Consider the following 23451-nt stretch of genomic DNA (forward strand, 5'->3'; position numbering starts at 1 on the left):
TTCCCTATGCGGTACGCCGGATGCGCCCGGCGTACCGCGCTTCGATGAGTTTGTTGTGCTCCCGCCCGCCCGGCACGTTGTCGGACAGATAGACCGGCGGGGTGACGTTGAGCGCCAGCAGCCGTGCCACCACCTCGGTGACGATCTGCTGGGCCAGCAGTGCCGCGGTGATCGATGAGACGGCCCCGACCGCCCCATCGCCGTAGTCGAGGGACGCGTCGCCGTACGGTGCGCCGTTGTCGAGCACGACGTCGGCGAGATCGGCGAGCTTGAGCCCGCTGTCGTGCCGCGACTCGACCCGGGCGGAGTGCTCGACCGAGGTGATCGCGATCAGCGCGTGTCCGCGCTGTTTCACCAGGTGTGCCATCTCCACGACCGCGCCGTTGACGCCGGAGTTCGAGGCGATGACGAACGCGTCGTCCGGCTTGATCGGGGCGAGTGCGTAGAGGCGGTGCGCGACGTCGGGCGTGCGCTCGAGCTGCGGGTCGCCGAGTACGTTCGTCGGCTCGCCGCCGTACAGGACGATGTCGCGTAGGGCGATCTTGTTGGTGGGCACGAGGCCGCCGGCCCGACCGGCGATCTCCATGGCGAGTGCCTCGGAGTGTCCGCAGCCGAACGCCTGGATCACCCCGCCGGCCTGAAGCGTCGCGGTCAGCAGATCGGCGGCCCGCGCCACCCGGTCGCCCTGGGTGGTGCCGACACGTTCGATGGTCCTGGTGATGACCTCGACATAGTCCGCGCTTGTGATCGTCACAGCGGCCTTTCCTTCCGTGCTCGCTTGCGGTTCGCATTGGTGTCCGGCATCCGGTGTGCGTCGACGGCCCGCACGGTGAGTTCGAGGGCTTCGGCGGTGCGCTCGTAGGTGCGCTGTGCGACGGCGACGTAGATGAGGTCGAGGATCAGCAACTGCGAGTGCAGCGCGGAGAGGGCTGCGAGCCGGAACGTGGTCTCGTGCACCGAGGTGGTGAAGACGACGTCGGCGACCTCGGCCAGTGGTGAGCGGGCGTACGAGGTGACCGCCACGGTCAGCGCGCCATGATCGGCGGCCTCGGCCAGCATCTCGATCGCCTCTCGGGTCCGACCGGAGTGCGACAGGCTGATCGCGACGTCGCCCGGCCCGAGCAGTGCGGCGTTGGTGAGGGCGGTGTGCGTGTCGGCGCGGTACCGCACCGGGACGCGGATGCGTTCGAGCCGGAACGCCATCTCACTGCCGGCGGTGCCGCTACTTCCCAGCCCGAAGATCTCCACTCGGCCGGCGACGGCGATCGCGGCCGCCACCCGTTCGACCGCGGCCGTGTCCAGGCCGGACGCGGTCGCCTGGATGGCCCGGGTGTCCGCGGCGGTGATCACGTCGAGGACGCTGCCGATCGGGTCCTCGGGCGCGATGTCCCCGGAGATGTCGGTCTCCCAGCGGGCCTGCTCGGCGCGCCCGGTCTCGGTCGCGACGGCCACGCGCAGGTTGGCGTAGCCCTTGAATCCGAGTGCCCGGCTGAAGCGGGTGACTGTTGCGGTGGAGGTCCCGGATCGTTCGGCCAGGTCGACGATGCTGGCGTGCGCCGCCGTCTCTGGATCGTCGAGGATGGCCTCGGCGATCTTCGCCAGGGCCTCCGGCATGGTGGGTCCCTCCATGCGGAGCCGCACCAGCAGCCCGCCACTCTCACCCGTCACTAGTGATCATCCTTTTCATCGGGTAGCTATGGTGATGAAAATTACGACCATCTCTCCGCCTAGTCAACAACAACTTTCTATGCTTCGATTTTCGGCATGATGCTGGTACTGGGTGTTGACGCCGGTGGCACGGCGTCTCGGGCGGTCGTGGCGACCCGGGACGGCACCGTGGTGGGCCGTGGCTCAGCAGGCCCCGGCAACCCGACGGCGGCGGGGCCGGCCGCCGCCCGGTCCATCGGGGCGGCGGTGCGCGACGCCTTGGGCGAGCACGACCCGGCATCGGTGCTCAGCGGCGTCGCAGGCATCGCCGGTGCGGGCATCATGGCGGACCCGGAGATCACGGCGGCCTTCAGCTACGAGTGGGCCCGGCAAGGTCTGACCTGCCCGGTCACCATGGTCGGCGACGCGGTGGCGGCCTTCGCGGCTGGTGCCTCGGCGCCCTCGGGGGCGGTGCTCATCGCCGGCACCGGCGCGGTCGCCGCCCGCATCGACGACTGGCGGGTCAGCCGCACCGCCGACGGCCTCGGCTGGCTGCTCGGCGACGAGGGCTCGGGCCTGTGGTTGGGCCTGCAGGCGGTCCGCTCGATCGCCCGGGCCTGGTCCGGATCCACCGCGGACGGCGAGCTGGCCGCTGCCATCACCGCGCGGGCCGCAGTGACCAGCTGCGACGAACTCGTGCAGTGGGCCGGCCGGCAACAGCCGGCGGTGTTCGCCGCGCTGGCACCCCTGGTGTGCGCGCACGCCACGGCCGGCGACGCCCTCGCCAGGCGGCTGACCGCCGAGGCCGCCACTCGACTGGTCGCCACCCTCGGCGAGTTGGGCCCATCGGACGGCCCCGTCGTGCTCGCCGGCAGCCTCCTGACCAACACCACGCCCGTGCGAACGGCAGTCCTGGCCACCCTCGCCGGCCCGGCCGCGACCGCCCGGGACCCGGCGATCGGGGCCGCCTGGCTCGCCCTACGTCAGCTCACGGACCAGGAGGAGGCGGCGCGCCTGCACCAACGCATGCTTCGACCCGATCGTGCAGCGTCCCTGAGGGGACACTGACCGGGCCGCCGCGCGGGCGGTCAGTCGGCGACCGCGAGCGCCCGGGACGCGGCGGCCCGCCTCCGCGACAAGAGCCTCTACCCGCCCGAACCGCCGAGATCCACGCTGCGCCCGTCGTTGATTATGGGGCGGTCAGCAGCGGGTGACGTTCGCCTGCGCGGTCTGCGGCGTCGACGACTGATCGCACGATGTCGTCAAGGCCGTAGCGGACGGTGTACCCGATGAGTTCGTGGGCCAGCGACAGATCCGGCATACGGCGCGTCATGTCTTCGAAGCCGCTCCCGTAGGCGACGTCGTAGGGCACCGTGTGGATGTCACTGGTCGAGCCGGTGAGGTCCTTGATCTTCTCGGCGAGCCCGCGGATGGAGATCTCCTCGCGCCCACCGAGGTTCACCGCCCTACCGTGCGCCGCAGGGGTCTGCAGCAGCTCGACCATTGCGGGTACCACGTCGTAGACCGACCCGAAGCACCGGCGCTGCGTGCCGTCGCCATACACCGTGATCGGCTCCTGACTGAGCGCCTGCGCGACAAACCGTGGCAGGACCATGCCGTACCGACCTGTCTGCCGCGGCCCGACGACGTTGAACAGTCGGTAACTCACGCAGGGGGTGCCGGTCTCGGCGGCGCGGGTGTGTGCCACCAACTCGTCGAGACCCTTGGCCGCCGCGTACGACCATCGGCTGAGCAACGGGGAACCGAGAATGCGGTCGGCGTCCTCGCGGAGCCCGTCGGCATCGTTCTTGCCGTACACCTCGCTGGTCGACGCGATGCCGAACGGCACGCCGTGCGTCACCGCCGCCTCGACGACGTTCTCCGTTCCGTACAGGTTGACGCGCAGCGAGTGGAGGGGATTGTCGACGATCGTTCGTACGCCGACGGCGGCGGCGAGATGAAAGACCGCGTCCTTGCCGCGGACGCACTCGTTGACCAGGTCACCGTCCAGGATCGACCCCTCCACCAGGCGTACGGTGCCGGCGTCCAGGCAACTGGTGAGGTTTGCCACCGAACCAGTGGACAGCTCGTCGAGCACGGTGACGTCATGGTGTTGCTCAACCAGGAATTCACAGAGGTGGGAGCCGATGAATCCGGCGCCCCCGGTGACAAGAACTCGCATAGCTCGCTTCCTTTCGGCAGCAGGTGGGGTGCAGGCGGGACGGTCGAACGTGGTCCGTCAGGCCAGGCATCGCATGATGTAGTACGCCTCGGCCAGCGGTACGCCGGCCTGCATGCCACGCAGTACCGCGAGGCTGCGGAGGGTTTGTTCGGAGCGCGTATGTGGGTGCTCGTGTATCTGGGTGGCGTACTGCCGCATGGCTTCGAGTTTGCTGTCGAGGTCTTCCTCGGCGAGCTCGACCAGAAGGTTGGGCATGGGGACCGCATCGGTGCGCCACTGGTCCGCTGCCTCTTCGAAGGCCAGAACGAGATCGGGGTGATGGCGGAGCCGGGTGTTGGATGGCCGCGTCGCGGTGTGGGCCGCCTCAGCCACGGCCTGGTGGTCCTGGTTGTAGCTGGAACGGTGCGGAGCGATCAACACCGTGGGCCGCAGCCTGGCGATGGCCAGCGGGCTTTCCTGCTCCACCATGTTGGCGAGTTCGAGCCGGGGAATCTGGTCGAGCCGGAGGTGGTACTCGTCGCCCGGAAAAGCCATATGCCAGCCGTCCCATTGTTGGTGGTCGGCGACGCGCTTGATTTCGTCGTTACGCTCCTCGGGGCTGGAGAAGACGGACGAGGACTGGTCGGTGGTGTTGCCGACGGTGAGGAACTGGACGAAGACCTCGGCGCCGGCGGACTTCGCTTTGTGGATCAGTCCGCCGCAGCCGAGGGTCTCGTCGTCGGGGTGCGGCGAGAGGATGAGAATGCGCTGTTGCGCCCAGGTGAAGGTCATGGTGGATGTCCGTTTCCGTGAGTCGTCCGAAAGTCTCCTGAAAGCGCGGCTCAGAGGCGCTCGACGTTCTCGTGGCGCCCCATGAGGCCGCTTGTGTCGAGCACCAGCCGGGAGCGCCGGGCGATGGCCCCGAGGTCAAACGCCGAGTGCGCCTGGAGCAGTACGACGGCGTCGCAGTCGTGGACCGCGTAAAGGGGTGCCTCCACCGCGGTGATGCTCACCCCGTCGACGGCCCAATTCCGGATGTAGGGATCGGCGAAGCACAACTCGGCGCCGAGGCTGAGCAGCTCGCGGGCCAGTGGCAGTGCCGGGGTCTCGCGGTCGTCGGCGATATCCGGCTTGTACGTCACACCCAGCAACATCACGCGCGCGCCGTTGACGGACTTCCGCTCCCGGTTGAGCGCCCGCTGTAGGCGGCTGGCGACGTACTTCGGCATCCGCCCGTTGATCTCGTCCGCTGTCTCGGCCAGCCGGAAGGCGTAACCGAGCTTGCGGACGGTGTGCGACAGGTAGGAGGGGTCGATGGGGATGCAGTGCCCGCCTACTCCGGGGCCGGGGAGGAACTTGTGGAAGCCGAAAGGCTTGGTGGCGGCGGCCTCGATGGTCTCCCACAGGTCGATGCCCAGCTCTTCGCAGAAGATCGCCATTTCGTTGACCAGGGCGATGTTCACGTTGCGATACGTGTTCTCCAACAGCTTCGCCATCTCGGCTTCCCGTAGGCCCGAGGTGGGCACCACCCGGGACACCAGCTTGCCGTAGAAGGTGGCTGCGTGGTCACGACAGTTCTCGGTCAAGCCACCGACGACCTTCGGGGTGTTCCGCAGTCCGAACTGGCCGTTCCCCGGATCGATGCGCTCAGGCGAGTACGCCAGGCTGAAGTCGCGTCCCGCCGTGAGGCCCGATTCCTCCAGGATCGGCCGGACGACTTCCTCGGTTGTTCCGGGATACGTCGTGGACTCCAGGACGACCAGTGTGCCCGGCGTCAGGTAGGCGGCGATCATGCGTGCCGCACTTCGCACGGCCGACAGGTCCGGTCCGTGATCGTCGCTGAGGGGCGTCGGCACGCAGACGGTGATGACCGCGCTTTCGGCAAGCGACGCCGGGTCGGTCGTGGCGCGGAAGCCGGCGGCAAGCATCTCGCCGAGATCATCTTTGGAAATGTCGTCGACATAGGATTTTCCGCTGTTCAGCATATCGACGCGACCGGCGTCGATATCCACGCCGATGACACGCAGTCCGGCAGCGGCCGCCTCTTTCAGCAGAGGTAGACCAACATAGCCAAGACCAATCACCGCCAAGTCGTACGACACCCGAGGAGTCTCCCCAGTTGACCCATCCTCTATAGAGGTGGGTGAGTAGTCCTTCTCGAACGACCGATGCGACCGAGCATCGTCCAATATCATGGAGGTAACCGACTTTTGTCCCATGACCGCCTCATTTCGACCAGACTTCTTACCGTCCGCCGGCCCGTACCCGCGACCGGGCCGCGTGCCGGCTGCGCCCGAGCTCCTTTCGGTGCGCCAGACCTTCCTATGGAAAGTCCTGCGGCCAAGGGGTCGACCTTCTGTTGGCCGATTGCCGGTGCCAGCCCCTGGTGGGCCTCGGACCATCTCTTACGCGCCTGCTGCTCGACTTGTTGGAACCAGCGACGGGAGAGCGCACAATTCGTGTCCGCTCTCCCGATAGGTTGAATGCAATCCCGTCCTTCCGCAGTTCCTTTATATTCGTAGCAGCAACGTACTCCCGTGGCGGTACCGCACTAGCGTTCTCTCGATTACTCAATACATTCTGTGGAACTGCTCATCAGAACGGGGATTTACTACTGAGGTGAGCTCAACGAGAGTCGTCGGTGCAATGTGACCCACCCGGGTTGCGTTCGGTCGGGTCGGGCATTGCTCGAGACAGGCGTCAGCCATCGATAGACGGGTCTGGGCGACAGGACTCCGTCTTCGAGTGGGCATCCAGTGATTGGCTGTCGCGGCATGGTCGCCGTGCCAGTGGCCGCGGTCGTCGGCGCGCAGGCGCCGTGCGGTACGAGGCGCCGCGGCGGCCGCCCGACGACGGTGGGTCGTCCGGGATCTGGCCGGCGAGCCGCTCGTCGGTGAGCGTGGCGCGGGGAGACGATGCTCGGTGTCAGGGCGACACCATCGACGCGCGGTATTCGCAGCAGCGCTGCGAGATCAGACCGCGCGGAGTCGTTGACCACGCGCAGCGCGCCGGCCTGAGTCGTATCGACGGCGGCCGGCGCGCGAGGCGCGCCGCGCTGGTATGTGGTCCGTGGGGCCACGTACCAGCCGCGGTCCGGTCAGTGGGTCAGCTTCCGGCCCCGGATGACATCGTTGATGACGAAGAAGTTGATGGTCGGGACGATGTCCAGCAGTCGCGTGATCGGCGTGTCGTACTTCCGGGCCATGTAGCGATAGTTGGCGACCGCGTCGGCGCCCTCGCCGTCGCGCGCGTGCGGCCAGTGCAGGGACACCGCGTCCCGGTTCAGGAACATGCGGGCTCCGTCGCGGTGCAGCCGGTAGCCGAGGTCGACATCCTCGCCACCCCATGCGCGGAACGCGTCGTCGAACATGCCGACACGCCGCAGCTGTTCCGTCCGCACCGAGGCGTTGAACGTCCAATACATGAGCCAGGGCGCGGGCGCGGCGGAGAAGTCGTCACCCTCGCGGATGAAGAAGTCCTCCCTGATGTCCGGATGCAGGCCCTTCTCGCGCCACTGCTCGATCGTCCCGTCCACATCGTTGACGTCGAGGTCGGCCAGGACCTCGTCAGCGTTCTCGTTGTTGAGGCTGTAGCCGAAGACGTACCCACAGATGGCGAGCGGCTCGGTCGAAGCCTCGTGGCTGGCCAGGTGAACGCGGAGGAGGCTGGAGTGCGCCATCACACCGGCGTCCATGAAGACGGTGATCTCGCCCTGGGCGTGGCTGATGCCGACGTTACGGGCCCCGGCGGCCCGGTAACCCTCGTCCTCCTGGAAGAAGTAGCGCAGGTTCATCTGGTCCATGTACTTCTTCACGACATCCGCGGTGTCGTCGGACGATCCGTCGTCGACCACCAGGACTTCGTAGTCATCGTGATCCAGGTCCTGGTGGACAAGAGACTCAAGTGTGAGCTGCAGAATGTCCGACCGGTTGTAGGTCGGGATTACGACGGACAGTTTCATGGCCTCTCCTTCTCTTGCGGGACATTTCGTGGCAGGCGAGCAACGCGAACGCGGCGGCCGTGAGCAGGCCACCGAACAACGGGATGACGCGCACTCCGGCCGTCGCCAGCAGGCCCGCGCCGATGAACGAGCCGGCCGCGAGGCCGAAGTTGAAGGCGACGCTGAGGCTGGCTGACGCCATGTCGGTGGTCGACGGGGCCACCTGCATGATGCGGTGCTGGATGCCCGCGATCAGCGAGCTGAACGACATCCCCGCCACGGCGAGCAGCGGGATCGTCAGCGCCTTGCTCGAGCCACCGCCGTAGAGGCCGAGCATCGCGGCGGTGATGAGCCCGAGTAGACCCAGGACGACACCGAGCGGAAACCGGTCCAGGACGCGGCCGACCGCCCAGGTTCCGGCGACGCCGAACGAGCCTTGGACGAAGAGCAGGATGCCGAGTGATGCTGCGGCGAACCCGCTGACGTCGAGGAGGAAGACGGTCATGTAGGTGAACGCGCCCATGGCGCCGGTGACCGCGAGGATGGTGGCGACGAGGAGGACGACGAAGCGGTGCCGATCCGGCATGGGCCCGGTGTCGGCAGCGTTCTCTTGCGGTGTGACGCTCGGCAGGAGCAGGGCGACCGCGATGCAGGTGACGAAGCCGAGGGCGGCCATCGCGACGAAGGCGGCCCGCCAGCCGGCCTGCCCGCCCAACCAGGTGCCCAGCGGTACGCCGAGGACCGGGCCGAGGGCGTTGCCGATCGACAGCCGGGCCACGATGCGGCCGCGGATGTTCGCGGGGAACATCGAGATCGCCACCGGGAACACCACCGCCCAGAAGACACCGTTGGTGGTGGCGGACACCAGCCGCGCGGCGAGCAGCACCTCATAGGAGGTTGCGAAGGCCGACACCGCCGTCGCCGCGGCGAACACACCGAGAGCGCCGGCGAGCAGCGGGCGCCGGGGCACTCGCCGAGTGACCCGGGTCAGCGGGAGCGCCACAATCATGACCACCACGGCGTACCCGGTCACCAGCAGACCGGTCTCGGATCTGGAGCGTCCCAGGTCCGGCGCGATCAGCGTGAGCAACCCGATCGGAAGCACCTCGGTGGTGACGTAACAGAAAGTGGCGGCGGACAACGCGGCGAGGGCATAGACCGCGCGTCGTTGGTGCACCATTGGCTACCTCCCAGATCCTGGACAAGGTGTAGCAAGAAGGCCCCACGCAAGCGGTACGCCGTAGACCACTCGATCATCTCGATGGCGCTACTCAATCGCAGATCCGCTCACGTGAACCGGCTAATCGAGTTTTGACGGTAGCATAGACGAGTCGACATCCCCCGACATGTCCACACTAGAAGTCGTCTCTGCACGTCGTTCGCTGTATGGCACGGCGCAGCGGAGGTGCATCGAGTCAGGCGAGCTACTGCCGCCAGCCGGTTGACAGGAAGCCGTCTAGCCGTGCGGCCCGATCGCGTGCGATCGAAAACGCGTGGTTTGGCACGGTGGCCGGCAGGGGGGCAGGTGCCAGCGGTCGTCGAGCGGGCGTGCGGTATGCCGGTACCGAGGAAGCGTCGGGTTGACAGCGCGTGGTGCCACCGCCGCCTACTCGGCCCCTGCCGGCCCGCCCGCTCGGCACCGAGCGGCCCGCCGGCGCGCCGGGCCCCCAACGCGGGGTCGCGCCTTCGCCCGTACTGAGGCCAGTGCCGGCCCCGCCACCCATCGGCTCCGATACACAACACCATGGGTGAGGGCTTAATCAGCTTCTGGGTGCCCTTTCTAGATGTATTGAGTGGAGGTCAGCCGGGTGCAGAGTACCGCCCCGCGAGTACGTTCATTCCTGGATAAGAAGGGAGGCGCGGAATGCCTATCAAAGATTTCGTCCTGCTCCGCCCGCAGGACATCGTGAAGAATGGGTGGGCCCATGAGCAACTACACGTTTCCGTAGGTAGCGGGTGGCATGAATTCGCGAAATTCTGGGACGATCTTCCAATCGACCCGTATGTCCAACCGAGCCATCGGACGCGCCGGTACCGCCGGTTAGGGCGGCTGCTGGGGCGCTCCGGAGGTGACCTGGAAACGCTGCCCGCCGAGCCTTTCTACCAGGCCACGGACGTGAACCGGGTCTACGGTGGGCAGGTCAGGCAGTTCGCGCCGATGACCCCGGAGATGCACGCGAACGCGAACCTTCGAGCCGCCGTCGCGCACGACCTGGGCATTGTCAGCCGCGCGAGCGGAATCGACGGTGACTGGTTGATAACCGTCCACATGATTCGCGTGGCGGCCGACGGCCAGAGCACCTCGGCACCGGCTCCGGAAGGCCGCCACAGCGACGGCCACGACTACGTGGCCATCCATTTGGTCGGCCGTCAGAACTGCGCCGGTGGCGTCAGCCGCGTCTTCCGTAAGGGTGAGAACGAGCCGTTGTTCGAGCACGCGATGGTGAATCCGATGGAAACAATCGTGCTCGATGACCGCGCGATGGAGCACGAAGTCACCCCGATCGGACCCGAGGGTGCGACCATCGCGACCCGCGACATGATGATCATCGATTTCGATCGAGCCTAGTCTTCCGGAGGGACCCCATGTCCAATGTGACCACCGCATCGGTTTGCCTGGAGTGCGACACCGAGGTCGCGGTATCGACCGAGGCGGAGCTGGGCGACATTCTGTCGTGCCGCGGCTGCGGCCAGGAACACGAGGTAGTCGAGGTTACGCCCACGATCCGGCTCGACCGCGCACCCGAGATTGAGGAGGACTGGGGTGAGTGAGACGGCCGATGTGCTGGTCTCCGTGACCATGGTGCGCCCGGAGGAACGCCTGCTCCTGGAGGCGCTCCGGGCGACCGGGCTGACCGCGCAGTCGGCGATGCCCCGGCACACCGCCGCCGTGCTCAACAACGCCGCGCCGCGGCCCCGCATGGTGCTGCTGCGCAACGTGTCCCACCGGGAGCTGGCCGCGATGGCGGCCCGGTTCGAGCACGCCGACGTCCAGACGCTGAACACTCCGCACGCGGTGCGCCTGTGCCTCGCCAAGGACCTTCAGGCGATCGCCTACGCCAACCACGACGTTCCGCACCCGACGACGTACGTCGCGTTCACCGTCGAGCAGGTTCAGATGTACATCGACGCGCTCGGCGGGGACGCGGTCGTCAAGCCGATCAGCGGCTCATGGGGGCGCGGGATCGTCCGCATCGCCGAGCAGGCGCAGTTCGACGCCTGGGTCGGCGGTCGGGAGGCGTTGGACCCGGCGGGTAAGGAGTTCCCGGTCGTGGTGCAGGAGTACGTGCCCAAGCCGGGTTACAACGAGCGAGTGCACGTGGTGGGGGACCGCCCGATCGTGGCCTACCGTCAGGTGGGCTCCGGTCTGCGCACCAACACCCACCAGGGCGGTGCCGTGGAGCCCATCCCGATCTCGGACCGCGCTCGCGAACTGTGCGCCCGGGTCGTGGCGTGTTTCGGCCCCGGCTTCTACGGCGTCGACCTGGCCGAGTCCAGGGAGACCGGTGAGATGTACGTGCTGGAGGTCAACACCAACCCGGATTTCGCCCAATCCTCCAAGATTCACGGCGTTGACATCGCCGGCCACGTCGCCGCGTACGTGCGCGACGCGGTGTTCGCCCAGGCGGAGGTGGCGGCATGAGCGAGCGAATCAGCGCGGCCGTCCTCGGCGGCAGCGGGTTCATCGGAGCCGAGCTGATCCGGCTGCTGGCCGCCCACCCCCGGGTGGTGCCGACGTTCGTCTCCTCGTCCAGACACGCCGGTCAGCCTGTCGGGCAGGTGGTGCCGGGGTTACGTAATTCGTCCATGGGCGGACACCACATGCGCAAGCTCGACGAGATGCCCAACGTGGACGTCGCGTTCGCCTGCCTGCCCAACGGCGTACTGCCGTCCGTGCTCGACGACGTGGCCGACCGCGCGAGCGTCGTGATCAATCTGGCCGGTGATTACCGGCTGCGCCAGTCGGACCAGATCGAGCGCCACTATCCCGCGTCGGCCGGCGGTTGGCGGCAGCCGATTCCCTACTACATTCCGGAGTTCGCGCCCACGCCGACGGAATCGGTGCTCAACCTGCCGGGCTGCATGGCGGCGGCGACCATCTACGCGCTCTACCCGCTGTTTCAGGCTGACGTGGCGGCGGCGGACGTGGTGGTGGACGCGAAGTCAGGGTCGAGCGGCAGCGGCACCGGCAGTGTGGAGCATCCGGCGGTGCGCGACGGGAACGTACGGGTGCACCGGCTGCACGGCCACCGGCACGCTCCCGAGGTCCGGCAGGCGCTCACCGACCTGACCGGGCGTGCGCCGGAACTGCAGTTCTCCACGTTCAGCCTGCCGGTCGCGCGCGGTGTCATGGTCTCGGCGTACGGGCGGCTCAAGCCGGGCGCCGAGGGCAGCGACGTGCGCCGGGCGTTCGCCCGGGCGTACGCCGACGCGCCGTTCGTGCGGGTGGCGGGCGGGCGGTCCCCGATGGGGATGCCGATGCTCAAGACGGTCGTGGGTTCCAACGTCGCCGAGGTCGGCGTGTCGGTGGCCGGCGACCGCTGGGTGGTGGTGTCCGCCCTGGACAACCTCATCAAGGGTGGCGCCGGCCAAGCGGTACAGGCACTCAACCGGATCCACGGCATGGACGAACGGCTGGGGCTTCCGGAGGCCGGGGGATGGCCGTGATGGATAACAAGGCGTTGGCGGAGGTCTCCCCCTACGCGCCGCTGTACGTGGTGAAGGTGGGCAGTTCAAGCCTGCGTCACGCGTCCGCCTACGACGACCTGGCCGCGCTGAACGCGTGCGGCGCCCGACTGTTGCTGGTCGCTGGCGGCGCGGCCGACATCGCTGATCACTACACCAGCATCGAGCGCCCGATGCCGATGCTGCGGCTGGCCTCCGGCGACGAGGTGCGGTACTGCCCGCCCGACGAGATGCCGCATATCGTCGCCGCGTACGAGCGGCTGACCCTCCCTCGGATCCGAGAGAACCTGGTCCAGCGCGGGATGACGGTGTTCGCGGCGACGGCCACGCCGGAAGGGTTGGTCACGGGTACCCCGAACCGTCCGCTGCGGGTGGTCGAGGGCGACCGGCAGCGGTTGGTCCGCGACCACCGGGCCGGCGTGGTCCGCGCGGTGGACGTGGCACGACTGCGCGCCCTGCTGGACACCTTCGACGTGGTCTGCGTGTCACCGCCGGTGACCGCGGACGACGGCGGGGCGCCGATCAACGTGGACGCCGATGTGCTCGCCGCCGAACTGGCCAACGCGCTCGACGCCGACCACCTACGCCTGGTGACCGGCACCCCGGGCCTGCTCGCCGACCCGTCCGACCGCGGCAGCACCCTGCCGCACCTGGGCCGAGGCGAGGGAATGGCGTATGCCAGCGGGCGGATGCGGCAGAAGGTCCGGGCGGCGGAGCTCGCCCTGAGGGGAACCGCGGACGTCGCCATCACCGGCCCCCACACCGTCAACGCCCACGGCGGTACCCGCTTCTGGCGGGCCGCCGCGCCGGAGCCCGACCTGGATCTGCTGACCCGCATGGTGGAGATCTCCTCGATCTCCGGCGGCGAGCGTGAGCTGGCGCTGTTCCTGCTGAAGTGGCTGGCCGAGAGAGGCGTGCAAGCGGAGATCGATCCAGCCGGCAACCTGGTCGCCACGCGCGGCCGTGGGCCACGCCGGCTGCTGATGCTCGGCCATCTCGACACCGTTCCCTACCGCTGGCCCGTCGTCTGGGACGGTGACGTGCTCACCGGCCGCGGCTGCGTGGACGCGAAGGCCAGCCTGGCCGCGTTCCTCCAGACGCTCGTGGAGTTCGAACCACCCGAGGGCGTCACGGTTCGGGTGGTCGGCACCGTGGAGGAGGAGCGGACCGCGTCCGGCGCGCTCTACGCGCGTGACCACTACCCCGCGGACGCGGTCATCATCGGCGAGCCCAGCGGCGCCGGCGCGGTGACCATCGGCTACCACGGCGTGTGCAAGGTGCGGATGAACGTGGCCCAGGCCAGCGGTCACACCGCGGGCAAGGATCGGCGGACGGCCGCCAGCTGCCTGGTCGACCTCATCGGCGAGGTCGAGGCCGAGGTCGGCAAGCGCAGCCCGGAGGCGTTGTTCGCGGTGCTCGACCTGGCCGCTGGCGGCTCCGGTGGCACCCAGACCGCCTCGGCGGTGCTGGATGTACGGGTGCCGCCGGGAACCGAGGTGGACGACGTGCTGTCCGCCTTCGAAGGCGGTCAGCTGCTGCTGGCCACGCCCCCGGTGAGCACGCCACGCACCGATCCGCTGGTGCGGGCGTTCACCCGAGCCCTGCGTGCGGTGACCGGCGGCGCTCCACGGCTGCTGGCGAAGAAGGGGAGCAGCGACATGAACACGCTCGCCACCAGATGGCGCGGCGTTCCGATGGTGGCGTACGGACCGGGAGATGCACACCTGGACCACACGCCGGACGAGCGGCTGTCAGCCGACGAGTACCGGCGGGCGCGGGCGGTGCTGTCCGCGGCCGTACGGGATTGGTGTGTGCGGTGATGGACGAGATCGACCTGCTTCGGGAACAGGCCAGCCGGGCCCGCCGGCTGGTGGTCGACATGGCTGCCAGCGAGGTTGGCTGCCACCTCGGCGGCAGCCTTTCGGTGGTGGACATTCTGGTAGCCGCGTTTGCTGTCGCCCGCTCACGGCCGGGCACGGAGGTCGTCCTGAGCAAGGGCCATGCGGCGGCCGCACTTTACGCGGTGCTGCACGAGGTCGGCGTCATCGAGGAAAACCCGGCACCCCGGTACGGCCGTGCCGGGTCGCCCTACACCGGGCACCCCGGCCCGAAGGTGCCGGGCGTCCGGTTCCCCACGGGCAGCCTCGGCCACGGGCTTGTGTACGCGGTCGGCTGGGCCCTCTCGCGGCGGTTGCTGAACCAACCCGGCGGGGCCATCGCCGTGGTTGGTGACGGCGAGTTGCAGGAGGGCCTGGTCTGGGAGGCGTTGCAGGTGGCCCAGGCCAAGCGGATCGGCGGGCTCACCGTGGTGGTGGACCTCAACGGTGGCCAGAACGACGGCTACGTCTCGGACATCTCGCCGATGACCGACCTACCGGCCCGGCTGGCCGCGTTCGGCTTCTCGGTGGCGGAGGTGGACGGGCACGACATCGAGAAGTTGTTGGCGACGATCGTGCCGACAGACCGGCCGCTCGCGGTGCTGGCCACCACCGTCAAGGGCAAGGGCGTGCCGGCGACCGAGGGAAAGGCTGCCTCGCACTACGTGAAGATCAGTCCGGCTCGGGCACGGCAGTGGAAGGCGGCGATCCGGTGATGACGGCGACGGTGTCGGCACGCGAGGCGTACCGGGTCGAGCTGACCGAGCTCGCCGCACACGACCCGCGCATCGTGTGTCTGGAGGCGGACCTGGGCGGCGCGTCGCACTGCTTCAAGGACCGGTTTCCCGACCGGTTCCTCAACCTCGGCATCGCCGAGGCGTCCGCCGTGGACATCGCGGTCGGGCTGGCCTCTGCCGGGCTGCGGCCGTTCGTCAGCACGTTCGCCTCGTTCGCGGCGTTCCGCGCGGCGGAGAGTGTCAAGCTCGGGCTCGGGTACCTCGCGGCGCCCGTGGTCCTGGTCAGCCCGTATGGCGGGGTGTCCGGTGCGTGGTTCGGGCCGACTCACCACTGCCTGGAGGACCTCGCCGTGATGCAGAGCCTGCCGGGCGTGCGGATCGCCGTACCCGCGGGTGAGGCCGAGACCCGCGAGGCGATCCGGGTCGCGGCCGCTGGCGACCGGCCGTGCTACGTGCGGCTGGGACGCAACGAGGTGTTCGACGCCCCGTTCGCGCCGGCCGGCCGGGGCGAGGTCACCTGGCTGAACCCGATGAGCGGCGACACCTGCCTCGTATCCATCGGGGAGAAGCCGACCGCGCTGTGCCAGGCCGTCACCGAGAGCCAGCCGGACCTCGGCCACGCGCACCTGTGCTGGGTGGACGCGGAGAGCCTGGCGCTCGCCATGCCGCACCTGGCCGGCGCGCGGCGGCTGATCGTCGTCGAGGAGCATCGCCCGGCCGGCAGCGTGGCATCCACCCTTGCGTTGCTGCTCCCCGACCGCGAGGTACGGGGTGTGAACGCCGGCGACGACTGGCCGACCGAGGGCGGCAACCACGACGAGACACTCGCCGCGCTGGGGCTCACGACATCCGCGGTTCTCAGCGCCGTCCTGGAGGGGAAGAAATGACCACCACGATGCAACCCAGCGCCAGCGCGCTGGAAGTGACCCGGCAGACGTTCGCCGACCCGACGCTGACCCTGCGCAGCCCCGGTGAGGAATTCGCCATGTCGGTTGCCCGGGCGCAGAACGGCGCCGACGTGGTGGTGCCGATCCGGGCGCACCTGACCGCGTCGTTTCCGCTCTTCAAGAGCCGCCCGCGGTACACCGTGCGGCACCTGTTGAAGGTGGCCTCGGTCTCCGACCAGACGCTCGCCTACGTACGCGAGGCGCCGAAGAGCGAGTACGGGTCCGCGGGCACGGCGTACGCCAGCACCCCGGAGGCCACCTTCGAGCCCACGGTGGAATATGCCGAGCTGACCGAGCTGAGCGTGTCGGTACCGGTCCCGGCCGACCTGCGGCACGAGCCCGCGTTGCTCGCCGCGTTCATCGACTACCGGGTGCTCGTCCGGATGGGCGTGGTGGAGAACCAGGCCCTGCTGCACGGCACCGCCGACGGTCGCATACCGGGACTGCTGAAGCTGCCCGAGATGCGCAGGTCGACCATTTCCGGCGACCTCGGTGCGGCGTTGACCACCGCGGCGGGGACGGTCGAGGAGACCGGTGGTTCCTGCGACGGTGTCGTCGTGCACCCCGCTCACTACTGGGACATGGTCCGGGACGGGCTGCTCGGCCGACTCGCCGAGGCCGGAATCAAGGTCTCGCGTACCCGGATGATGCCGCGCGGCCAGGCGCTGCTCGGGGATTTCCGGGCCGCCGTGACGCTGCTCGACCCCAGCCGGTCGGCGCTGGCGCTGCATGGCGACGTCGTGGAGGCCCGCACCTCCGTGGGCCTCGCCGTTCACCTGCCCCAGCACTTTCTCCTGCTGACGGACGGTGCGCGATGAAGGTCATCTACATCACCGGCTGGCTGCGCAGCGGCAGCACCATTCTCGGCAACGTGCTCAACGAACTGCCCGGCGTGCTGCACGCCGGCGAGCTGCACTACCTGTGGAAGAACGGCCTGCTGGACAGCGGCACGAACTCGCTGTGCGGGTGCGGCGAGCAGATCCGGCAGTGCGCGCTGTGGTCGTCGGTGATCGCCACGTTCGGCGACGACGAGCCCACCCGGCTCGCGCGCCAGATGATGTCGTGGCAGCAGGCCGGCCTGCGGACCCGGCACACCCGCGCCCGCCTCGCCAGCACACCCGAGCACGTCACCGCGGTGCTGGACCGCACCGTCGCCGTGTACCGGGAACTGACGCGGCGCGGCGCGGAGCGGGCGGTCGTGGACAGCTCCAAGTACCCGGCCGAGGCCGCTGCCCTGCTCCGGCGCTCCGACGTGGATGTGCGGGTGCTGCACATCGTCCGGGATCCGCGCGCCACCACCTACTCGTACCAACGCGGCAAGCGGTACATCGAGCCGATGAGCCCGACGCAGAGCACCGCGAACTGGGTCGGCTTCAACGTGGCCTCCGAGTACGTCGGCGGCGCCGCGGACGGCCGTTACCTCCGGATCCGGCACGAGGACCTGACCCGGCGGCCCCGTGAGGTGGTGGCCGATGTGCTGCGCTTCGCGGGGCTCGAGGACGAGCCACCGGTGACGGAGGAGGGCAAGGTGACTCTCGGCATCAACCACACGGTCACCGGCAACCCGGACCGGCTCGGCCAGGGCACGGTGTTGATCCGGCCGGATGAGCGCTGGCGTACCGAGCTGCCGGGACTGCCGACTGCCACCACCACGGCGCTCGCACTGCCCCTGCTACGCCGCTACGGGTATCCGGTGCTGGCGGGAAAGGTGGCCTGATGGATCTCGGATTGTCCGGACGGACGGCGTTGGTCGCCGCCGCCAGCAGCGGCCTCGGGCTGGCCGTCGCTCGCGCGCTGGCGGCCGAGGGCGCGCACGTGTCCATCGCGGCCCGCGACCCGCAGCGTCTGGCCGCGGCGCACAAGCAGATCGATGAGGCCGGTCCCGGGCGGGTGCTGTCCGTCGAGGTCGACGTCCGTGACGACGCCGGCGTGACGCGCTGGGTGGACCGGACGGCGGAGGAGTTCGGCGCCCTGCACGTCGTGGTCACCAACTCTCCGGGCGTGCCGCACGGCAAGGCCGATGCGTTCAGCGTGGACGACTATCGGCAAGCCGTAGAGGGGTCGATGCTGCCACACATCTCGATCACGATGGCCGCGTTGCCGCACCTGCGGCGGGCCGGTTGGGGTCGGATCCTGCTGATCACCTCGGAGGCCGTACGCCAGCCGCTCCCCGGCACCGCGATGTCCGCGACCGCCCGGTTGGGTGTGCTCGGCTTCGCCAAGGGCGTGGTCCACGCCCTGGGCGCCAGCGGCATCACGGTGAACGTGCTGGCCCCCGGTGTTCATCAGACGCCGGCATTCGAAAGCTTCGTGGCGGCGCGGCCCGCTGTGGACGGCGAGGCCGCGCTCAAGGAAATCATCGCCGAGGTGCCGCTCGGCCGGGTCGGACGGCCGGCGGACTTCGGTGCGCTCGCTGCCTTCCTGGCCAGCGAGCAGGCGGGCTTCGTGACCGGCACGGTGCTGTTGGTGGACGGCGGGAACACGCGGGGTGTCACATGAGTCTGGAAATGCTGGAAGCAGAGTCGATCCACATCATCCGCGAGGTGGCCTCCGAGTTCGAACGGCCGGCGCTGCTGTTCTCCGGTGGCAAGGACTCGATCGTCATGCTCCGCCTGGCGGAGAAGGCGTTCCGGCCGGCACCGATGCCATTTGCGCTGGTGCATGTCGACACCGGGCACAACTTCCCGGAGGTCCTTGAATACCGCGACAAGCGCGTCGCCGAGCTGGGCCTACGGCTGATCGTGGCCTCGGTGCAGGACTCGATCGACGCCGGGCGGGTGGTCGAGCCGACCGGGCGACGGGCCAGCCGCAACCGGCTGCAAACGACGACGCTGCTGGATGTCATCGCCGAGCACCGCTTCGACGTGGCCTTCGGCGGTGCCCGACGCGACGAGGAGAAGGCCCGGGCCAAGGAGCGGATCTTTTCCTTCCGGGACGAGGTCGGCCAGTGGGACCCGAGAAACCAGCGCCCGGAGTTGTGGAACCTGTTCAACACCCGAATCCGGCCGGGGGAGCACATCCGGGTCTTTCCACTGTCCAACTGGACGGAGCTCGACGTCTGGCGGTACATCGGCCGCGATGAGCTCGAGGTGCCGCCGATCTACTTCGCGCACCGGCGGCGGGTGTTCGAGCGAGACGGCATGTTGCTGGCCGAGAACCCGTACCAGTCGCCGGACCCGACGGAAGTGGTGACCGAGGCGACCGTGCGGTACCGGACGGTGGGCGACATGACCTGCACGGGAGCGGTCCTCTCCGGTGCGCAGACGGTCGCGGACATCATCCAGGAGGTGGCAACCACCCGGGTCACCGAGCGCGGCGCGACCCGCGCGGACGACCGGACCAGCGAGGCCGCCATGGAGGACCGCAAGCGGGAAGGGTATTTCTGATCATGGACATCCTCCGGTTCGCCACCGCTGGGTCGGTGGACGACGGCAAGAGCACACTCATCGGACGCTTGCTCTACGACTCCAAGTCCACCTTCACCGACCGGCTCGCCGCGGTCGAGGACGCCAGCCGCCGGCGCGGCGACGAGTACACCAATCTGGCGCTGCTGATGGACGGCCTGCGGGCGGAACGTGAGCAGGGCATTACCATCGACGTGGCGTACGGCTACTTCGCCACGCCCAAGCGCACGTTCATTCTCGCTGACACTCCCGGCCACGCCCAGTACACCCGGAACATGGTGACCGGCGCCTCCACGGCGGACCTGGCCATCGTCCTGGTGGACGCGACCAAGGGCATGGTCGAGCAGAGCCGGCGGCACACGTTCCTGCTCGGTCTGCTGGGCGTGCCGCACCTGGTGGTCTGCGTCAACAAGATGGATCTGGTCGGGTACGACCAGAAAGTGTTCGACCGGGTCCGGGCGGAGTTCTCGGAGTTCACCACGAGGATCGCCACCCGGGACGTCACCTTCGTGCCGATCAGCGCGCTGCACGGGGACAACATCGTCAGTCGCTCGCCCGAGATGCCCTGGTACGACGGTGCCTCGCTGCTGCATCACCTGGAGAACGTGCACATCGCCTCGGACCGCAATCTGGTGGACGTCCGGTTCCCGGTGCAGTACGTGATTCGCCCGCAGTCCGCCGCGTTCCCCGACTACCGCGGTTACGCCGGCCAGGTCGCCGGCGGCGTGCTGCGCCCTGGTGACGAGGTCATGCACCTGCCCTCCGGGCTGACCACCCGGGTCGCCGCCATCGACGGTCCGGACGGGCCGGTCGATGAGGCCAGGCCACCGATGTCGGTGGTGCTGCGACTCGACGACGACCTCGATGTGTCCCGGGGGGACATGATCTGCCGGCCACACAACGCGCCGGCCGTGGCCCAGGACATCGACGCCATGGTCGTCTGGATGAGCGAGCGTGCGCTCCGACCGCCGGCTCGGTTGCTGCTCAAACACACGACCCGAACCGTTCGTGCGGTCGTCCGAGAATTGCGCTACCGGCTCGACGTCAACACGTTGCGTCGTGACGTGAGTGCCACCGAGTTGCGCTGCAACGAGATCAGTCGGCTGGAGTTGCGGGTGACCCAGCCGCTGTTGTGTGACCCGTACTCGCGCAATCGGCTCACCGGCTCCTTCATCCTGATCGACGAGGAGACGAATCACACCGTTGGCGCCGGCGTTATCAACTGACGTCGCGCACCGCGTCCGAGCCCGCAGCCGTCCCCACCGGAAACCCCCGGTGGGGACGGCTGCGGGCTCGGGCCGCGAACAGCTCCGGTCACTCGGGTGCAGGCTCAGCTCTGCGGCCTGGTGAGCAGGACGCTCAGGGCGTTGAGCTCCCCGCGGTTGGTGATGCCGAGCTTGCGGTAGACCCGATGCAGGTGGTTCTCCACCGTCCGTACGGACAGCACGAGGTTGCGGGCGATCTCGCGGCTGGACAGCCCTCCGGCGGCGAGTTCGGCGATCTCGCCCTCGCGGCGGGTGAGGCGTGGCGGCGCCAGCGCGGACAGCGCGGGCGAGCGGGGGATCTCCTCGCAGTGGCGCATGAACATGAGGGCTCGCGCGGCGGCCGTGGACGCCATGGCCAGGCGGCCGTGCGACCGATGCCGCTCGGACTCCTCGGCGGCGGCCTCCGCGGCCAGCAGCGGGCTACCCATTTCGGCGAAGTCGGCGGACACCTCCGCGAGTGCCGCGGCGTCTCCCTCGGCCATCGCTCGGGCGTGCAGGGCGTAGGAATTCCCGAGGAGCCGACGGGACTGGCCCGTGAGCGCCCGCAGCCGGTCGGCGGCGTGTTTCGGGGCGCCAAGGCGCGCCGCGTCGTGCAGGGCGAGCGTCTCGAAGCCTGCCGCGCCCCGGTCCCGGGCCAGCCGCGCGGTCCACTGTGCGTGGGCTGCGGCGTCTCCGTGTCGGGCGCTGATGACCCAGGCGCGGGCGAGCTCCGTCCACGGGTTCAGCAGCCGCAGGGACACCCCGCCCAACCGGTCGGCTTCGTCCAACGTGCGGACCGCCGCGTCGGATTCGCCGGTCAGCGCGTAGCCGTGCGCGAGCTGCCCCAGCAGGATGGCCAGCACATTGTTCGAACCCTGCTCACGGGCGATCGAGATGCCCTCACGGCACCAGGACGCCTGGTCTCGTAGTTGACCCCGCATCCGGGCGACCAGGCCGCGCAGCAGGCACGACACGATGGTCGCGAACTGCCACCGGTTGGCGAGCGCCCGCTCGTAGCCGGCACGGGCCCGCTCCTCCGCCGCGGCGAGCTGCGCGGTCCACAGCAGGCCGTGGACCGTACCGAGGTCCGCGAAGACGGAGAGCCATGGTGCCTCGGCCGGCCACTCGCCGGCCAGCAGGTCGAGTCCTTCGTGCGGGCGGCCGGAGAAGACCATGGCCAGGCCGGTGGCCACCTGGGCTTCCGGCTCGTCCGGGGCGCCGGTGGCCAGTTCCAGCGCCTCCTTCGGTGCGTCGGAGAGAGCACGCAGCAACGCCTGCCGCGCGATCAGCCGTCGACGGGCAACCGGGTCGACGGTCTCGTCGACCGCCGCGGCCAGCAGGGCCTCGGCGGGTGCCTGCCGGTCGAGGCCGAGGTAGAGGTTGAACGCGCGCACCAGGGCAACCCGGGCGCGGTCGAGGTCGCCGTCCAACCGCCCGAGGTCGGACAGTGCGGATTCGGCCTCCGCCGGCCGGCCGGCGAACAGCAGTCCGTATCCGAGCGGCTCAATCACCGTCGCCCCCCGGCCGGCGGTCAGCTCGCGTCGGGCGAGCTGCCCGGCGAGCTCGAAGTCCATCGCGGATTGGGCGGCCCGGGCGGCGACTGCCGTGTTTCCCGGGGACGGCCGTTCGCCACAGGCCAGCTGCCACCGCACGGCCCGCGCGAGGTCGACCGGATCGTGGCTGGTTGCCTGGATGAGGCTGGCGCACTGACTGAGCCAGCGCCGCGCACGCAGCCGTGGCGTGACGGCGCGCAGGACATCGCCGTATATCGGGTACGCCAGGCGCGCGAGGTCCTGGCCGCCGCTTCGCTCGATCCTGATGAAACCGTGCGCTTCCGCTGCTTCGAGCACATCAGCGGGGACGAGCTCGCCGAGCACATTCGGGCCGATCGGCTCGGTGACGGCGAGCAGCTCCATGGCGGAACGGCACTCCGGCGGCGCTGCCGCGAGCCGCTCGTTGACCAGTCCGGCGAGCCAGGACGGGATGGCGAACGGGCCACGGAGCATCCATCTGCCGTCCTCGGCTACCAGCCGGTTCGCCTCCAGCTGTGCGGTCAGCAGCTCGCGCACCAGCAGGGCGTTGCCCGCGGTGGCTTCCCAGAACCGCTGGACCAGGGCGCCTTCCACCTGGCCGCACAGCGCCTCCCCGAGGATCTGGTGGACGTCGGCACGGCTGAGCGGGCCAATCTCGATCCACTCGGCCAGCCCATCGGTCCACAGGTCCCCGATCGGGCGCGGCAGCCGCCGGTCGGGACGCACGGCGGTAAGGAGGAAGAGTTCGCCTCGCCGGGCGAGCTGAACCGCCAGCGCGGCGGACGCCTCGTCCAGCAGGTGGGGGTCGTCCACGACGAGCGTCAGGCGGCGCTTGCCGGCCGGCTTGAGCAATGCCTCGGCCGCGGTGCGGAGCGCGTCGCCGGTGAACGGTGAGCGGAGTAGCCCGGACGGTAGATGTTCGGCGAGCGCGCCGAACGCCACATTGGCGGTCGCCACGGTGGTGACGGCCCGGATGACGTGGTGTCTTGCCGGATCGGCCCGATGGGCAGCCTCGGTCTGGAGTCGGCTTTTGCCCACGCCTTCCGCGCCGATCAACGCGATGCCGGCGGACCCGCGCCGGTCGGTCGCCGCGGCGATGCGCCGCAGCTCTGTGTGCCGGCCAGCGAAAACATCTCGGACGCGATCCCTGATGGTTATTTCGGTGGAGTCCACCAACCCACTGTCTTATTGGTTGCTATCAATCGGCTTTCGTCGAGCCATCACGAGACAGACGCCCCACCGTCGGTGTGCGGGCCGGCGTGGTCCTGAGTACCGA

21 protein-coding genes are annotated in these 23451 nt (G+C 69.3%); 13 read left to right on the plus strand and 8 right to left on the minus strand.

The window, feature by feature from the left end; translation table 11 throughout:
- Nucleotides 1-4: 4 nt before the first annotated feature.
- The gene (locus AC5L30_RS11350) at nucleotides 5-754 is read right to left on the minus strand and encodes a sugar isomerase domain-containing protein (protein ID WP_494867001.1); all 750 of its coding nucleotides are present in this window, start codon (nucleotides 752-754) and stop codon (nucleotides 5-7) included.
- Complete coding sequence (locus tag AC5L30_RS11355) at nucleotides 751-1668, minus strand: MurR/RpiR family transcriptional regulator (protein WP_494867003.1); 918 nt, start codon at nucleotides 1666-1668, stop codon at nucleotides 751-753. The genes AC5L30_RS11350 and AC5L30_RS11355 overlap by 4 nt, the downstream gene beginning before the upstream one ends.
- Before the next feature lie 96 nt (nucleotides 1669-1764).
- Between AC5L30_RS11355 and AC5L30_RS11360 the strand changes: the two genes are divergently transcribed.
- Nucleotides 1765-2715: an N-acetylglucosamine kinase gene (locus tag AC5L30_RS11360; RefSeq protein ID WP_494867005.1), complete on the plus strand. Its 951-nt coding sequence runs from the start codon at nucleotides 1765-1767 to the stop codon at nucleotides 2713-2715.
- Nucleotides 2716-2836: 121 nt separating this feature from the next.
- Here AC5L30_RS11360 and AC5L30_RS11365 read toward each other — a convergent pair whose 3' ends face one another.
- From AC5L30_RS11365 to AC5L30_RS11385, 5 genes are all read right to left on the minus strand, one after another.
- Nucleotides 2837-3829, minus strand: a complete 993-nt coding sequence (locus tag AC5L30_RS11365; RefSeq protein ID WP_494867006.1) for an NAD-dependent epimerase/dehydratase family protein — start codon at nucleotides 3827-3829, stop codon at nucleotides 2837-2839.
- 57 nt (nucleotides 3830-3886) lie between these two features.
- Complete coding sequence (locus tag AC5L30_RS11370) at nucleotides 3887-4600, minus strand: PIG-L deacetylase family protein (protein WP_494867007.1); 714 nt, start codon at nucleotides 4598-4600, stop codon at nucleotides 3887-3889.
- Between the two features lie 50 nt (nucleotides 4601-4650).
- Nucleotides 4651-5910, minus strand: coding sequence for a nucleotide sugar dehydrogenase (locus tag AC5L30_RS11375; RefSeq protein ID WP_494867008.1), 1260 nt, complete (start codon nucleotides 5908-5910; stop codon nucleotides 4651-4653).
- A 995-nt stretch (nucleotides 5911-6905) separates the two neighbouring features.
- Nucleotides 6906-7769 carry a glycosyltransferase gene (locus AC5L30_RS11380; RefSeq protein ID WP_494867009.1) on the minus strand — a complete coding sequence of 288 codons (864 nt, stop codon included), beginning with the start codon at nucleotides 7767-7769 and terminating at the stop codon, nucleotides 6906-6908.
- A complete protein-coding gene (locus tag AC5L30_RS11385) occupies nucleotides 7708-8928 on the minus strand; it encodes an MFS transporter (protein WP_494867011.1) in 1221 nt (406 codons plus the stop codon). The genes AC5L30_RS11380 and AC5L30_RS11385 overlap by 62 nt, the downstream gene beginning before the upstream one ends.
- Before the next feature lie 684 nt (nucleotides 8929-9612).
- Here AC5L30_RS11385 and AC5L30_RS11390 point away from each other — a divergent pair.
- From AC5L30_RS11390 to AC5L30_RS11445, 12 genes are read left to right on the plus strand one after another with little or no spacing between them, the layout of a single operon-like run.
- Complete coding sequence (locus AC5L30_RS11390) at nucleotides 9613-10317, plus strand: 2OG-Fe dioxygenase family protein (protein ID WP_494867012.1); 705 nt, start codon at nucleotides 9613-9615, stop codon at nucleotides 10315-10317.
- Nucleotides 10318-10334: 17 nt separating this feature from the next.
- Entirely contained in the window at nucleotides 10335-10520 is a 186-nt protein-coding gene (locus tag AC5L30_RS11395) for a lysine biosynthesis protein LysW (protein WP_494867014.1), read from the plus strand.
- Nucleotides 10513-11391: an ATP-grasp domain-containing protein gene (locus AC5L30_RS11400; RefSeq protein ID WP_494867015.1), complete on the plus strand. Its 879-nt coding sequence runs from the start codon at nucleotides 10513-10515 to the stop codon at nucleotides 11389-11391. The genes AC5L30_RS11395 and AC5L30_RS11400 overlap by 8 nt, the downstream gene beginning before the upstream one ends.
- The gene (gene argC, locus AC5L30_RS11405; RefSeq protein ID WP_494867017.1) at nucleotides 11388-12416 is read left to right on the plus strand and encodes an N-acetyl-gamma-glutamyl-phosphate reductase; all 1029 of its coding nucleotides are present in this window, start codon (nucleotides 11388-11390) and stop codon (nucleotides 12414-12416) included. Before AC5L30_RS11400 ends, argC begins: the two co-directional genes overlap by 4 nt.
- A complete protein-coding gene (locus tag AC5L30_RS11410; protein WP_494867019.1) occupies nucleotides 12407-14254 on the plus strand; it encodes a M20/M25/M40 family metallo-hydrolase in 1848 nt (615 codons plus the stop codon). Before argC ends, AC5L30_RS11410 begins: the two co-directional genes overlap by 10 nt.
- Nucleotides 14254-15027 (plus strand): thiamine pyrophosphate-binding protein, encoded by a 774-nt coding sequence (locus tag AC5L30_RS11415; protein ID WP_494867204.1) that lies wholly within the window; start codon nucleotides 14254-14256, stop codon nucleotides 15025-15027. The genes AC5L30_RS11410 and AC5L30_RS11415 overlap by 1 nt, the downstream gene beginning before the upstream one ends.
- Entirely contained in the window at nucleotides 15027-15935 is a 909-nt protein-coding gene (locus AC5L30_RS11420) for a transketolase family protein (protein WP_494867021.1), read from the plus strand. The genes AC5L30_RS11415 and AC5L30_RS11420 overlap by 1 nt, the downstream gene beginning before the upstream one ends.
- Nucleotides 15932-16813, plus strand: coding sequence for a family 3 encapsulin nanocompartment shell protein (locus AC5L30_RS11425; RefSeq protein WP_494867022.1), 882 nt, complete (start codon nucleotides 15932-15934; stop codon nucleotides 16811-16813). Before AC5L30_RS11420 ends, AC5L30_RS11425 begins: the two co-directional genes overlap by 4 nt.
- Entirely contained in the window at nucleotides 16810-17712 is a 903-nt protein-coding gene (locus AC5L30_RS11430; RefSeq protein ID WP_494867023.1) for a sulfotransferase, read from the plus strand. The genes AC5L30_RS11425 and AC5L30_RS11430 overlap by 4 nt, the downstream gene beginning before the upstream one ends.
- A complete protein-coding gene (locus AC5L30_RS11435; RefSeq protein ID WP_494867024.1) occupies nucleotides 17712-18494 on the plus strand; it encodes an SDR family oxidoreductase in 783 nt (260 codons plus the stop codon). Before AC5L30_RS11430 ends, AC5L30_RS11435 begins: the two co-directional genes overlap by 1 nt.
- A complete protein-coding gene (gene cysD / locus AC5L30_RS11440) occupies nucleotides 18491-19381 on the plus strand; it encodes a sulfate adenylyltransferase subunit CysD (protein ID WP_494867026.1) in 891 nt (296 codons plus the stop codon). The genes AC5L30_RS11435 and cysD overlap by 4 nt, the downstream gene beginning before the upstream one ends.
- A gap of 2 nt (nucleotides 19382-19383) precedes the next feature.
- The gene (locus AC5L30_RS11445) at nucleotides 19384-20625 is read left to right on the plus strand and encodes a sulfate adenylyltransferase subunit 1 (protein ID WP_494867027.1); all 1242 of its coding nucleotides are present in this window, start codon (nucleotides 19384-19386) and stop codon (nucleotides 20623-20625) included.
- Nucleotides 20626-20729: 104 nt separating this feature from the next.
- Here AC5L30_RS11445 and AC5L30_RS11450 read toward each other — a convergent pair whose 3' ends face one another.
- The gene (locus AC5L30_RS11450; protein ID WP_494867028.1) at nucleotides 20730-23348 is read right to left on the minus strand and encodes a LuxR C-terminal-related transcriptional regulator; all 2619 of its coding nucleotides are present in this window, start codon (nucleotides 23346-23348) and stop codon (nucleotides 20730-20732) included.
- Nucleotides 23349-23451 lie beyond the last annotated feature (103 nt).

It is taken from the genome of Micromonospora sp. BQ32, from assembly GCF_059358895.1.